The organism is Emticicia sp. MM, from assembly GCF_001649495.1.
Genome location: NZ_LXHX01000110.1, coordinates 26,604 through 39,284, shown reverse-complemented (window position 1 = coordinate 39,284; position 12,681 = coordinate 26,604). Strand labels below are relative to the sequence as shown.

Here is a 12,681-nt window from a genome sequence, read left to right as displayed (position 1 = left end):
CTTTGCTCACCAACTGTAGAACTTTGCTCACCAACCGTAGAACTTTGCTCACCAACCGTAGAACTTTGCTCACAAACTGTAAAACTTCGCTCACCAACTGTAGAACTTTACTCACCAACCGTAGAACTTCGCTCACCAACCGTAGAACTTTGCTCACTAACTGTAGAACTTTGCTCACTAACTGTAGAACTTTGCTCACCAACCGTAGAGCTTCGCTCAAACAATGATTCTTGTTGTTGCCTGAGCGAAGTCGAAGGCAATAACAAAAAACTCAGTTTTTGCACCAACAAAAAATAATTGTAACTTTGACAATTAAAAAACTTTAATCATGTTATTACTCGGCTTAGACATTGGCACTTCTTCTATCAAAGCATCCGTTGTAGATGCTGATACACAACAAGTTATCGCTTCAGCTCAATATCCTGATGTTGAAGCAAGTATCTCATCTCCTCATGCTGGTTGGGCCGAACAAGACCCCGAAATGTGGTGGACTAATTCTATTGAAGCCATCAAGCGAGTAAATGCTTCGGGCAAATTCGACCCGCAATCTATCGGAGCGATTGGTATTGCCTACCAAATGCACGGTTTGGTAATGGTAGATAAAAATAAAAAAGTCTTACGTCCATCAATTATTTGGTGCGATAGTCGTGCCGTTGAAATTGGGGCAAAAGCATTTAGTGACATTGGAGAAGATGTTTGTTTGAACCATTTACTCAATTCTCCTGGAAACTTTACTGCATCGAAATTGGCATGGGTTAAAGCTAACGAACCACATATTTATGAGCAATGCGATAAAATCATGCTTCCTGGCGATTATATCGCAATGATGCTCACCAATGAGATAACAACTTCAAACTCTGGCCTTTCAGAAGGAATTTTCTGGGATTTTCAAGCCAATGAAGTTTCGGCAGATGTAATGGATTACTATGGTTTTGAAGAAAGTCTTATTCCAACTATCAATCCAGTTTTTAGTAATCACGGAGAAGTAACGAGCGATATTGCTCAACTTTTAGGTATAAAAGCAGGTATTCCTGTGACATATAAAGCTGGAGACCAACCTAATAATGCACTTTCATTAGATGTGCTCAATCCTGGTGAAATTGCAGCAACCGCCGGCACATCGGGCGTAGTTTATGCAGTTAGTGACCAAGTTTCGTACGACCCTCAATCTCGTATTAACTCATTTGCTCATGTCAATCATCAGTTGGGTGGTGAAAATAGAATTGGTATTTTATTGTGTATCAATGGAACGGGTATTTTAAATCGTTGGGCGAAAGAAAATTTCGGTGGCCATCTGAGTTATTCAGAAATGAATCAGCTAGCCGCACAAGCCCCTATCGGTAGTAATGGTCTATTGGTAATGCCCTTTGGAAATGGTGCCGAACGCATGCTGAATAACAGAATTTTGGGAGCATCTTTCCAAAACCTTGACTTCAATATTCATTCAAGAAGCCATATCTTCCGTGCTGCACAAGAAGGCATTGCTTTTTCATTAAACTACGGTTTTGAAATTATGCAAGGAAATGGCGTAGAGCCGAAGGTCATTCGTGCTGGAAATGCCAATATGTTTTTGAGTGATATTTTTAGTAATGCTCTCGTAAATATTACCAATACGCCTGTTGAGCTTTATGATACTGATGGAGCAAAAGGAGCAGCACTTGGTGCAGGATTTGGTGCAGGATTTTATCAAACTCCTAAGGAAGCTATGTGCAAACTAACAAAGTTGAAGGTAATTGAGCCAAATGCACAGGCAGTAGCTGAATACAAGATAGTTTACGAAAAATGGAAGGCTGTCTTAGAAAAGTAATTAATAATAGAAACGGTAGCTTCGACTTCGCTCAGCCACCATCTTGAGATTTTAAGTTCCTATGTAAAAATTGTGGCACACTTTTGATGTATGCCACAATTTTTTACTCACCCTGCATGAAAGCATTTACGGCAACGAGCTTCATAAGAATCAGACTCTCCAAGCATTACTTGTTGTTCGTTAGGAACTTTTCGATAAGAATAATTAGCGATATCTCCACAAACTACACAAATGGCATGTACTTTCGTTACGTATTCGGCAATTGACATCAAAGCGGGCATTGGTCCGAAAGGAATTCCACGCGAGTCCATATCAAGACCCGCCACAATTACACGCTTGCCATTTTCAGCAAGTTTATTTACTACCGCTATAATTCCATTATCAAAAAATTGAGCTTCGTCTATACCTACAACTTCACAATCAGTGGTCATCAACAAAATTTCTTCTGATGTATGAACTGGTGTAGAGCGAATGGCTGTCTGGTTATGTGAAACAATATCTACTTCATGATAACGCACATCAATTGAAGGCTTAAAAATTTCTACCTTCTGTTTGGCAATTTTGGCACGCTTCAACCTACGAATTAATTCTTCGGTCTTTCCGGAGAACATTGAGCCACAAACTACCTCAATCCAGCCTGACTTTTGTTCTTGATTTCTACCTCTTTTGGGTTCTATAAACATTATTTAATTATTTTTTTCGTTCTAATAAAAACTGGCAACATAGTTGCGTTAATTTTGTGTAAATGATTAGATATTACGAAACAAACCCTAAATGGCTCATTTCTGAATATCCCTACTAGAGCCTACAACTAACAGGATACAAAAAAAACGAATTTACTAATGACGAACAAATTGAATTTGTCAGCCGTAGAACGGTACAGTAAGGCTTACGCGGCCAAGATATGTGATGATTTTTTTGCTCAATACAGTAGTATTACTGGTAAACAAATTCTTGGTTTAACTGCTATACAGCAAGTAAACATGCTCACTATCAAAGCACTATTTGATAAATGGCAAGGCGAAACTCAACGCCTTCGTAGTCCATATTTTGATTTTGGTGCTTCGGAAGTTCAGCAAGCACTTAAAACTTTTATGAATACTGTTTCACAACACATTTCTATTAAAAGAGAACATTTTGAACCTCTTTTAATTGATTCTGTTGGTGAAGCATTAGTACTCATTCTCGACCCGCAAACATTTTATAAAGAATTAATGCGTGATTTACCAAGTTTTAAGTTTAGTCACGAAAATATTCGTCCACTCACGAAATACATACTAATAAATAAAGATGTGCTGCCCAAATTAGCTGAAAAACTAAATGGGCAAGAATTTGTTTTTGCGAATCAAGCAATGACTTGGCTTGAAGAAACACCGCTTTCACTCGAAAACCCTGATGAGTATTTAGCAAAATTTGATGAAATAGTACCTATTCCTGAAGATTTAGTGCCAAGAAAGGCAGCTAAAATACCTGAAATGGATACAAATACTTCTTTTTTCGACTTTGTAACTCCAACTACACCTCCTCAAGTAGTTAGCCAACAACCAAGATACGAGCCACAACCAGTGGTTGAGCGTATATATACGCCCAAGCCCGCCCCTGCGGTAGTCGAACGTGAACGATTTGTAGAACCCGCTCCAGTTATTCAAGAGAGGGCTATTACCCCAGAGCCAAGGCCTGTTCCTGTTCAAAGACCAGAGCCAACACCACTATATGAACAAAGAGTAGAATCATTAGCCCCAAGAATCAATGAGGCTCGAAACGTAAGAGAAAGTGAGGATGTACGATTAAATGAAAAGTTAGCTGGTGAAAAAAAATCACTGAATGACCAAACACAATTGAATAAAACAGTGCTTGATTACCATCAAAACTCACGGATTGAAGGTATCACTGGAGTGATTTCGCTCAATCAACGTTTCTTATTTACTAATAACCTCTTTGGTGGCAATATTCAAGCATTTTCTCATGCACTAGAAGAACTCGAACTTTGCAAAGACTTTAGCGAGGCAAAAGAGTTAATACTAAAAAAATATGTTCCAAGATATATGTGGGATATTACAGGTGCTGAAGCCGAAGAATTTATAGATATTGTTAAACGTAAATTTAATTAATCTAATTAGCATAATTTCCCAAAAAGGATAAACCACTGAGGTTTATCCTTTTTTATTTTCTAAATATTTGGGTATTTTACCGAAAATTCGAAAGGATGTTAAAAACTCTTGCTGTTTACTATAAAAGTGATTACTGTTTCCACAAGTTAACCTTTAGTTGTTGTTTTATTTTTATTTTAAAAACAAATAATATTTGGGCTTCTGGAGAACCATTCCCGATTGGGGCGAAAAGTTGGGGTATTGGCAATGCAACTACAGCTTTGGCCGACCGAAACTCAATTTTCAGTAACCCTGCTGGGCTGGGGTTTGTACAAGAAAATTTTGTGAGCACCTCTTATCATGCTCGCTATAATATTTCAGGTTTACAAACACTGGCGTTATCGGGTAATTATCTTACTAAATTTGCTAACTTAGGATTCGGTATTGAGCGTTTTGGCGATAAACTCTATAACGAACAAAAAGTAGGCTTGGTCATGGGCAAAAGCATGAATCGGATTGCCTTAGGAGTAAAAATAAGCTATTTTCAAGCAGCTATCGAAAATTTCGCCGCAAAAAATACCCTTTTAACTGAGTTTGGTATCATGACAAAATTGAGTTCAAAAGTTCAATTAGGTTTTCATGCTTATAACCTCACGGGTGCGAAACTTTTTGCCTCACAAAGAATCCCAACGGTTTTGAGGTTGGGACTATCGTTTGCACCAAGTAAGCAAATATTAATGATTACTGAAGCTGAAAAAGACCTCGATTTTCCGATGCTTATAAAAGCGGGGATTGAGTATCAGATTGTTAAGAACTTTTACTTACGCACTGGCATAAGTTCAAAAATCAATCAATTTCACTTTGGATTTGGTCTCCAAGCTAAACAATTTATATTTGATTATGCCATTAGTAGTCATGAAACCTTAGGGTTTTCAAATCATCTATCTATTAGCTATCAAATGAGCAAATTTATTCCTGTTAAATCCAATAATTAATAAATATTTCCATGAAAATTGCATTTTTTAGTACAAAACCATACGACAAAGAGTTTTTTGAAAAGCACAATCATTCGCACGAATTAACTTTCTACGAAGCATCATTAAACGAAAAATCTGTACGTTTAGCTGAGGGTAGCGATGCCATTTGCGTTTTTGTAAACGATAAAGTAAACGCGACTGTTATTGAAAAACTCGCAGGAATGAACGTCCGCCTCATTGCACTCCGTTGTGCAGGTTTCAACAATGTTGATTTAGAAGCAGCCCGCCAAGCCAATATTGTTGTCGTTCGCGTACCTGCTTATTCACCACATGCTGTTGCTGAGCACGCCGTAGCATTGATTCTTACACTTAATCGCAAAACTCATAAGGCTTACAATCGTGTAAGAGAAGGCAATTTTTCGCTCGAGAAACTGAGCGGTTTCGATCTTTTTCAAAAAACTGTGGGCGTAATCGGCACTGGTAAAATTGGGGAAGCTTTTGCACGCATTATGCTGGGTTTTGGCTGTAAAGTATTGGCATTTGACATATTTCCCAATCAACATTTAATTGATGCTGGTGTGCAATACACAACAATCGAGGATGTACTGGCACAGTCGGATATTATCTCTTTGCATTGCCCACTTACTGATAAAACCTTACATTTAATCAATGACCAAGCGATTGCAAAAATGAAAAATGGAGCCATGCTCATTAATACCAGTAGAGGTGCTTTGATTGATACCCAAGCGGTAGTTGAGGCCTTAAAATCTAAAAAATTAGGTTATTTAGGACTTGATGTGTACGAGCAAGAAAGTAATATTTTCTTCAATGACCTTTCGGAAGAAATTTTGGTTGATGATACACTGGCTCGCCTCATGACTTTCCCGAATGTATTGATTACCTCACACCAAGGATTTCTAACTGAAGAGGCCCTTACACAAATTGCGGTTACAACCCTCAATAATATTTCAACCTTCGAAAGTGGTACAAAATCCGGCAATGAGGTTTAGTTTTCATAAACTTTTAGCCACTTTGGCTTGTTAAAGCAATTGAACTCCCTAAAAATCAAAATTATGTTACAAGCTGAAACCTTACAATTTCTTACCGAACTAAAAGAAAACAACAATAAACCTTGGTTTGACGAAAATCGCAAAACCTATGAAACTGCCCGTAAAAACTTTGTAATCATAGTAGAAACACTCATCAAAGGCATTTCAAAATTTGATAAAAGTATTGAAGAAGCCAATTTACAAGCCAAAGATTGCATGTTCCGAATCAATCGAGATATTCGTTTTTCTAAAAATAAAGAACCTTACAAAACTAATTTTGGAGCTTCGTTTAGCAAAGGCGGCAAAAAAGCCCATTCGGCAGGCTACTATTTACACATCGAACCAACTGAATGTTTTGTAGCTGGTGGAATCTGGATGCCCGAACCTGAAGATTTAAAGAAAATAAGAGTTGAGATTGATTATAGTTTTGAAGAATTTAATGGCATTGTAAACACCCCCGCTTTCAAGAAGGTTTTTCCGAGTGGGCTCGACCGTGAAGCATTCACAGCTCGCCCACCCAAAGGTTATGATGAAGAAAATCCTGCCATTGAATTTATTAAACTTAAAAGTTTTACAGCCTCTTCAAATTTTGAATCAAAAGAATCACTCAAATCTGATTTTATTGAAAATGTTCTTGAGAAATTCAAAGCTATGCACCCATACATTGAGTTTCTGAATAGAGCCGTTGAAGGATAAAAACTCACAAAGCTGACTTTTAAAGTTGGCTTTTTTATTTTGAAATTATTTTTGAACTAAATTTTAAATAAATATGTATATACATTAAATGTAAATGTATTTTTTTTATTATGAAAACGATATTTCACAAAGCAAGCGAACGTGGACACGCCAATCATGGTTGGCTCGATAGTTATCACTCTTTTAGTTTTGCTGGTTTCCACGACCCAAACAAAATTCATTTTGGTGCTTTAAGAGTACTAAACGATGATACCGTAGCGGGAGGCATGGGCTTTGGTACGCACCCACACGATAACATGGAAATTGTTTCGATTCCACTTTCGGGCGATTTAGAGCATAAAGATAGCATGGGCAATACTACTGTTATCAGAAAAGGTGAAGTACAGATTATGTCGGCAGGAACGGGGATTTATCACTCAGAAAAAAATAAAAACCACGGCGAAACTGTTAAGTTTTTACAAATATGGGTATTTCCTAAACTCCGAAACATCAACCCACGCTATGACCAAAAAGAGTTTTCGATAGAAGAACGTAAAAATAAATTCCAAACAGTGGTTTCGCCATTAGAAAGCAATGATGGTGGCGTAGGTATCAATCAAGATGCGTGGTTTTCACTTGGAAATCTCGATAATGGATCCACAACCAACTACCAAATAAAAGGTAAAAACAATGGCGTGTATGCTTTCATTTTGGAAGGAGAAGTAGAAATAAATGGTCAAAAATTAGGACGTAGAGATGCTTTGGGTATCAGCGAAACCGATATTATCGCAATCAAAGCATCTGCTGATAGCGAAGTACTTTTGATTGATGTTCCGATGAGCTTTTAATCATTTTAAGAAGAAATTATGAAAATTGAAATTATTTCGGGAAGCCCCCGACACGAAAGCATTACGGTGAGAGTTGCTCAGTTTTTACAAAAATACTTATCCGAAACCGCCACACACGAGGTAAATTTGCTCGATGTCAGAGATTTTCCGCTGCCCGCTATTCAGAAAGTATGGACCTCAATCGAAGCAGTTCCTGCTGAATGGAAAAGTTTGGGCGAAAGAGTTTTTTCGGCCGATGCATTTATTTTGGTAACTCCAGAATTCAATGGTGGATATTCGCCTGCACTCAAAAATTTACTCGACCATTTTCCAAAACAAAGCCATAAACCTTTTGGAATCGTGACGGCCTCGATTGGTGCTATGGGTGGTATGCGGGCAAGTCAGCAAATGCTTTTATTAGTTGGGGCTTTATTCGGAATCGTTTCGCCACAAATGCTTATCACTCCGCTTGTCGATAAAAAATTCGATGCAGAAGGAAATTTGCTAGATGAGGGATTCTTGAAACAAATTGAAGTTTTTATAAAAGAATATTTATGGCTGGCTGAAAAGTTGGTGAAATAACAATTTAGAACGCTATATCTGGGCAAAATAGTTTTAAGCTATTTTGCCCTTTTTTACTTTAAACTAAGCATTATATACATTCGCAAAGCTACTTTCAAGGCCAATATCAGGCAAAATAGCCTTTAAATGGTGTTTCAGATGCTCGGCATAATCTTTCATAATAAATCCTAATTTAAAGAGCCCAACACCATTGATGGTGATTGTATTATCTAAAAAATCAGGATTTACATGAGCAATAATATGTGCAATATGCTGATTATAAGCATACCATAAGTCAATCAGTTGTTTCCACGAAGCTTGATTATAGTGTTGCTCTTGTACCCAAAAATCTTGTGCATAACCCACGAAATCTACGTGAGGTTGTGCCATCATTCGAACAAATTTTTGTTGATTATTACAAGCAGAATCTATCAAATGCCCCAATATCTCTTTCTTCGACCATTTATGAGGAAAAGGCTTAATACTCGCATCTCCATCATTAATGGCGTGAAGGTGTGGCAACACAAAATCAAGGGTTTTCCGTAGGCTTTGGGCAGTTTCTTGCATGAAAATTAGCGGGTTTTGATTTTATTCTGCATCATTTCAATAGCTTTTACAAGTCGATTCTGGCGAGTTTCTTCTTTTTTCGCCTCCAAAATCCATTGAACATATTCTTTTTGATGCGTGAATGATAAACTATCGAAGAAAGGCTTCACATCAGCCGCTAGCATGGCTTCGAGCAAGTCTTGGGGTATTTCTACTACACGGGGTTCGGTATCTTCTTCAATTGTAATATGTACAGTATCGCCGTAGGTTTTTCCAACTTTGTCTCTTACTTCTTTATTCATAAAAAGCCCATATTTCCCACCCATTGGAGTTAATAAGCCACGGTATTCAACTGCATCAATCATGGCTTTTATCTTGACTCTTTTCTTACCGAAGGTTTCAAAAACATCAAAGGGTATGTCACAATATGAGCCATTATGGTCTTGGTCTTTTTCGATAATAGCTTCGTATTCGATTTTTGTTTTCATAATCTTGTGCATTATTAACTGAATAAATTCAGTTGCTAAGGAAACATAGGATTTTATTATTTTTCACACTGAATAAAACAATTACAAAAAATCTTTCAATTCTATAAGTTTTTTTATCTCAAAAGTTGGTTTTTGTCCAGTTGGAAGCTCTTCTGGGTTATAAAAAACAGTATCCATCTTAGCATTCATCGCTCCGAGTATATCGGCTTCGTAATTATCACCAATCATCAGACTTTCGGCAAGGTTGGCTTGCGTTTTACCAATGGCATAATCAAAAATTCGTGGGTCGGGCTTTCGAGTTCCAGCTAATTCATTTGTAATTACTTCGCCGAAATAATGATGTATTTCAGAGCTTTTCATTTTATTTAGCTGAATATCCTGCCAACCGTTACTAATGATATGCAATTCATATTTAGGTAGAAGATATTCAAGCACCTCAACGGCTCCCTCTATCAAATGAGCTTTTTTTGGAAGTAAACCCAAGAAATATTCGTTGATTTCCAAACCAAAAGTTTTCTCAATATCTTTTGCTCCTAGGTTCTCTAAAGTTTCTTGAAAACGACGACGGCGAAGTTCTTCGTGCGTAATAAGATTCTGCTCAAGCATACTCCAATAGTTTTTATTCACTACCGAAAATTCTTGCTGAAAAGCATCTAAACTACTAATATTGAGGCCTTTGAAATTGAAAACTTCATAAATATCAGCTAGACATTCAGCTGAATTGCGTTCGAAATCCCAAAGCGTATGATCGAGGTCGAAGAAAAGGTGCTTGTACTTCATCATTTTATGCTTCTTTTGGAGCAAATTTTAGTTGTAAACGCTCAACAGGTTGGTTGTTTATTAAGTGGTTTTCTACAATTTCTTTCACATCTGATGGTTGTACATTACCATACCAAACACCTTCTGGATAAACTACTACCGATGGGCCAAACGCACAAGTATCTAAACATCCAGACTTTTGTGCTCTGATTTCAGTTAGCAAACCACGCTCTTTTAATTCTTCTTTGAAAGTATCAACCAAGGCCATGCCTCTTTCGCTTCCACAGCATTTTTTTGGAGCTTCTTTATCGTTTGTGCAAATAAAAACGTGCTTTTTGAATTTCATTGTTGTTTTCTTTTATGATATATTTTAAAACAGGAACGCCACAAAGTTAAGAAAAACTTTGTGGCGTTCCTGTTATTTTTTTGTTGGAATATTACCAGCCAAATGGATTCCAAAGGCCACCTACACCCCAAATGATTGTTGCGATAATACACCCCCAAAATGCCATACGAACTTGTTCTTTATCGTGGTCGGTGATAAAATACACCAATGCCAAACCAATAACGCCAAGGCAACATCCCCACCAAAAACCACCCACTAGAGGCATATCTTTTGTTGGAGCTAAATTAGTATTTGTGTTCGAAATGAGGTCAACACCTTCTAAAAGCTCTGGTTTTGCTTGTTTTACTTGTTCATAAGTCATGTTTGGATGTGCGGCCAAATATTGCTCGAGCTCATTTACTTTCGCAAATTCGTCTTCAACTTTTACGGCTTTAAATTCTAAATCGGCATTAGAAGCAAAAACTGTACTTGCCATCAACGACAACATCACAAACAAGAATTTCATTGTTGTTTTCATAAAATTTTGAAATTGACAGTGGTTTATAATTTAAACGGATACTTACGAGATGATATTATTAATCAAATAGTTGCACACATTTTTTCTAGGACATTTCAAAAATACTTTTCCCCTACTCAAATACACTATGAATTCCATACTTCCCAGGCTTTCTCAGCTTGTAGATGAAGCATCGGAAGACCATTGTGGGTTTTCGCACCTTTCTCTCGGCCTTTTTGCAAAAATAATGTTTCTAACGGATTATACACTAAATCATATAAATAATGATTTTCAGTTAATGCATCATAAGGAATATCAGGACATTGATCTGATTTTGGGTAAGTACCAACAGGAGAACAGTTGATAATTAACTGATAATCAGCAATAATTTCTGGGATATCATCATAACCAATATTTTCGTCTGATTTCGTGCGTGAAACAGTTTTATAGCTAATTTCTAAATCTTTTAATGCCGCAACCACTGCTTTTCCTGCTCCGCCATTACCTAATACCAAAGCTTTGATACTCGGAATATTAGTTTCAGCTAAGAAGTCTTCAAGCGAAGTTTTAAAACCATAATAATCCGAATTATAGCCAATTAACTTTCCATCTGCCATAAACTTAATGACATTTACGGCACCTACTTTCTCGGCAGAAGCATCTAAACCATCTAAAAATGGCATAACAGCTTGTTTGTGCGGAATAGTCACGTTCATACCTTTCAAGTCTGGCTGAGATTTAATCAAAGCAGGAAATTCTTGAATATCGGGAATTTCAAAAAGCGTATATTGATGTGTTTCCGAAAGCCCCATATTGGCAAATTTTTCGGTGAAATATTTCTTCGAAAACGAGTGCCCAAGCGGATAACCGATTAATGCGTAAAGATTCATGGTTGAATAGAAAAAATAAATCCGCCAATTTTAATAAACTGGCGGAGTCGGCAAAACGACAATGATGATATATTTTATTTTTTAGCAAATTGTGCCTTTAAGATTCCAATAATCATTGGTAGAACCGAAACAAATACGATTCCTAAAACTACTTTCTCGAAGTTATGTTTCACCCATTCATTAGAGCCTAAAAAATAACCCATAAGGGTAATACTTGTTACCCAAAGCACCGCACCCAACACACAAAAAGTAATGTATTTCATGTATTTCATACTTCCTGCACCAGCCACAAATGGGGCAATTGTACGGATAATTGGCATAAAACGAGCAATAATTACAGCTTTACCTCCATTTTTTTCGTAAAACTCTTCAGTTTTTGTTATGTATTCACGTTTCAAGAATAAAATTTTATCACGCGATTTGATGTAATTACTGAAGTTTTTTCCAACAAAATAATTCACATTATCGCCCAAAAGAGCCGCTAAAATCATCAACGGAATTACAAAAGCAATGTCTAACTGACCTGTTGTAGAAGCCAACAACCCTACTGCAAAAAGAAGCGAGTCGCCTGGTAAAAGTGGCATAATGATTAGCCCAGTTTCTACAAAAATAATCAGAAACAATATGGCGTAAGTAAGCTTATCGTACTCAGATAAAAACCACTGGAGCGTAGTTAGTGGGTCTTTTAGAAAATCTAAAATAAAGTGAATGAATTCCATGATAAGAGTGCTGAGTTTTGAGTTCTGAATTCAGAGTGATAACTATTCTGATTTCTTTCTCTTGTTCTCTTGTTTTTGTTTTGTAGTTAAAATAATACTATTGATGATTTTTAATAGTTCTTTACATTCTTCATGAATTGAGCTAAACGACTTTTCATCTATGAATTTTGTTTCGCTCAACAAACGAAGCCAATAAGATGTCTCTCTTACTTCTTTCGCTGCTATTCCTAATTTATGTATAAAGTCGGTAGTGGATTCTGAAGAAAGTGCTTCACTTACATTTGCTCCTATTGAAGTGCCGCTTCTTAATACTTGCTTTGAAAGAACATATTCTTTGGCATTTTCCTGCAAAAAATTATATAAGTTAATGATTCTCACAGCAAAACGAAAAGATTTCTGCTCAATAATACTTTCGGTACTTTTCATAAAACAGCAATAGTAAATAAGAATT

17 protein-coding genes are annotated in these 12,681 nt (G+C 36.8%); 8 read left to right on the top strand and 9 right to left on the bottom strand.

The genetic code is table 11. The features are described from left to right. On the top strand, positions 1–297 hold a 297-nt coding region (locus tag A6M55_RS17485; RefSeq protein ID WP_197491715.1), incomplete at its 5' end, for a hypothetical protein. 31 nt (positions 298–328) lie between these two features. After that, positions 329–1,807 carry a xylulokinase gene (locus A6M55_RS14480; protein ID WP_015029255.1) on the top strand — a complete coding sequence of 493 codons (1,479 nt, stop codon included), beginning with the start codon at positions 329–331 and terminating at the stop codon, positions 1,805–1,807. Between the two features lie 107 nt (positions 1,808–1,914). On the opposite strand, the gene A6M55_RS14475 is transcribed toward A6M55_RS14480, so the two are convergent. Then, positions 1,915–2,490: a thymidine kinase gene (locus A6M55_RS14475; RefSeq protein ID WP_015029254.1), complete on the bottom strand. Its 576-nt coding sequence runs from the start codon at positions 2,488–2,490 to the stop codon at positions 1,915–1,917. A 159-nt stretch (positions 2,491–2,649) separates the two neighbouring features. On the opposite strand from A6M55_RS14475, the gene A6M55_RS14470 reads away from it, so the two are divergent. From A6M55_RS14470 to A6M55_RS14445, 6 genes are all read left to right on the top strand, one after another. Next, a complete protein-coding gene (locus A6M55_RS14470; protein WP_064198284.1) occupies positions 2,650–3,918 on the top strand; it encodes a hypothetical protein in 1,269 nt (422 codons plus the stop codon). A gap of 95 nt (positions 3,919–4,013) precedes the next feature. Continuing rightward, the gene (locus tag A6M55_RS14465) at positions 4,014–4,892 is read left to right on the top strand and encodes a hypothetical protein (RefSeq protein WP_064198283.1); all 879 of its coding nucleotides are present in this window, start codon (positions 4,014–4,016) and stop codon (positions 4,890–4,892) included. Positions 4,893–4,903: 11 nt separating this feature from the next. After that, complete coding sequence (locus A6M55_RS14460; protein WP_064198282.1) at positions 4,904–5,884, top strand: 2-hydroxyacid dehydrogenase; 981 nt, start codon at positions 4,904–4,906, stop codon at positions 5,882–5,884. A 63-nt stretch (positions 5,885–5,947) separates the two neighbouring features. Then, positions 5,948–6,619: a DUF2461 domain-containing protein gene (locus tag A6M55_RS14455; RefSeq protein WP_064198281.1), complete on the top strand. Its 672-nt coding sequence runs from the start codon at positions 5,948–5,950 to the stop codon at positions 6,617–6,619. Between the two features lie 110 nt (positions 6,620–6,729). Then, on the top strand, positions 6,730–7,446 hold the full coding sequence (locus A6M55_RS14450) for a pirin family protein (protein ID WP_015029249.1): 717 nt from the start codon (positions 6,730–6,732) through the stop codon (positions 7,444–7,446). A gap of 18 nt (positions 7,447–7,464) precedes the next feature. After that, positions 7,465–8,007: an NADPH-dependent FMN reductase gene (locus tag A6M55_RS14445; RefSeq protein WP_064198280.1), complete on the top strand. Its 543-nt coding sequence runs from the start codon at positions 7,465–7,467 to the stop codon at positions 8,005–8,007. A gap of 63 nt (positions 8,008–8,070) precedes the next feature. Here the strand turns inward: A6M55_RS14445 and A6M55_RS14440 are convergent, their stop codons facing one another. The 8 genes from A6M55_RS14440 to A6M55_RS14405 form a co-directional block, all read right to left on the bottom strand. Continuing rightward, positions 8,071–8,553, bottom strand: a complete 483-nt coding sequence (locus A6M55_RS14440; RefSeq protein WP_015029247.1) for a DinB family protein — start codon at positions 8,551–8,553, stop codon at positions 8,071–8,073. A gap of 5 nt (positions 8,554–8,558) precedes the next feature. After that, on the bottom strand, positions 8,559–9,020 hold the full coding sequence (locus A6M55_RS14435) for a YdeI/OmpD-associated family protein (RefSeq protein WP_064198279.1): 462 nt from the start codon (positions 9,018–9,020) through the stop codon (positions 8,559–8,561). A gap of 81 nt (positions 9,021–9,101) precedes the next feature. Further along, positions 9,102–9,803, bottom strand: a complete 702-nt coding sequence (locus A6M55_RS14430; RefSeq protein ID WP_229235544.1) for a YjjG family noncanonical pyrimidine nucleotidase — start codon at positions 9,801–9,803, stop codon at positions 9,102–9,104. A 1-nt stretch (position 9,804) separates the two neighbouring features. Next, a complete protein-coding gene (locus A6M55_RS14425; protein ID WP_015029244.1) occupies positions 9,805–10,125 on the bottom strand; it encodes a ferredoxin in 321 nt (106 codons plus the stop codon). A 91-nt stretch (positions 10,126–10,216) separates the two neighbouring features. Then, positions 10,217–10,642, bottom strand: coding sequence for a hypothetical protein (locus A6M55_RS14420; protein WP_015029243.1), 426 nt, complete (start codon positions 10,640–10,642; stop codon positions 10,217–10,219). Between the two features lie 125 nt (positions 10,643–10,767). Continuing rightward, entirely contained in the window at positions 10,768–11,511 is a 744-nt protein-coding gene (locus A6M55_RS14415; protein ID WP_015029242.1) for a shikimate dehydrogenase, read from the bottom strand. 74 nt (positions 11,512–11,585) lie between these two features. Beyond that, positions 11,586–12,230, bottom strand: a complete 645-nt coding sequence (locus A6M55_RS14410) for a VTT domain-containing protein (protein WP_015029241.1) — start codon at positions 12,228–12,230, stop codon at positions 11,586–11,588. A 42-nt stretch (positions 12,231–12,272) separates the two neighbouring features. Further along, positions 12,273–12,656, bottom strand: coding sequence for a four helix bundle protein (locus tag A6M55_RS14405; RefSeq protein WP_064198278.1), 384 nt, complete (start codon positions 12,654–12,656; stop codon positions 12,273–12,275). Positions 12,657–12,681 lie beyond the last annotated feature (25 nt).

Coding starts and splice junctions, on each gene's coding strand:
- A6M55_RS14480 (WP_015029255.1), top strand. CDS start 329: ATGTTATTACTCGGCTTAGACATTGGCACTTCTTCTATCAAAGCATCC.
- A6M55_RS14475 (WP_015029254.1), bottom strand. CDS start 2,490: ATGTTTATAGAACCCAAAAGAGGTAGAAATCAAGAACAAAAGTCAGGC.
- A6M55_RS14470 (WP_064198284.1), top strand. CDS start 2,650: ATGACGAACAAATTGAATTTGTCAGCCGTAGAACGGTACAGTAAGGCT.
- A6M55_RS14465 (WP_064198283.1), top strand. CDS start 4,014: ATGTTAAAAACTCTTGCTGTTTACTATAAAAGTGATTACTGTTTCCAC.
- A6M55_RS14460 (WP_064198282.1), top strand. CDS start 4,904: ATGAAAATTGCATTTTTTAGTACAAAACCATACGACAAAGAGTTTTTT.
- A6M55_RS14455 (WP_064198281.1), top strand. CDS start 5,948: ATGTTACAAGCTGAAACCTTACAATTTCTTACCGAACTAAAAGAAAAC.
- A6M55_RS14450 (WP_015029249.1), top strand. CDS start 6,730: ATGAAAACGATATTTCACAAAGCAAGCGAACGTGGACACGCCAATCAT.
- A6M55_RS14445 (WP_064198280.1), top strand. CDS start 7,465: ATGAAAATTGAAATTATTTCGGGAAGCCCCCGACACGAAAGCATTACG.
- A6M55_RS14440 (WP_015029247.1), bottom strand. CDS start 8,553: ATGCAAGAAACTGCCCAAAGCCTACGGAAAACCCTTGATTTTGTGTTG.
- A6M55_RS14435 (WP_064198279.1), bottom strand. CDS start 9,020: ATGAAAACAAAAATCGAATACGAAGCTATTATCGAAAAAGACCAAGAC.
- A6M55_RS14430 (WP_229235544.1), bottom strand. CDS start 9,803: ATGATGAAGTACAAGCACCTTTTCTTCGACCTCGATCATACGCTTTGG.
- A6M55_RS14425 (WP_015029244.1), bottom strand. CDS start 10,125: ATGAAATTCAAAAAGCACGTTTTTATTTGCACAAACGATAAAGAAGCT.
- A6M55_RS14420 (WP_015029243.1), bottom strand. CDS start 10,642: ATGAAAACAACAATGAAATTCTTGTTTGTGATGTTGTCGTTGATGGCA.
- A6M55_RS14415 (WP_015029242.1), bottom strand. CDS start 11,511: ATGAATCTTTACGCATTAATCGGTTATCCGCTTGGGCACTCGTTTTCG.
- A6M55_RS14410 (WP_015029241.1), bottom strand. CDS start 12,230: ATGGAATTCATTCACTTTATTTTAGATTTTCTAAAAGACCCACTAACT.
- A6M55_RS14405 (WP_064198278.1), bottom strand. CDS start 12,656: ATGAAAAGTACCGAAAGTATTATTGAGCAGAAATCTTTTCGTTTTGCT.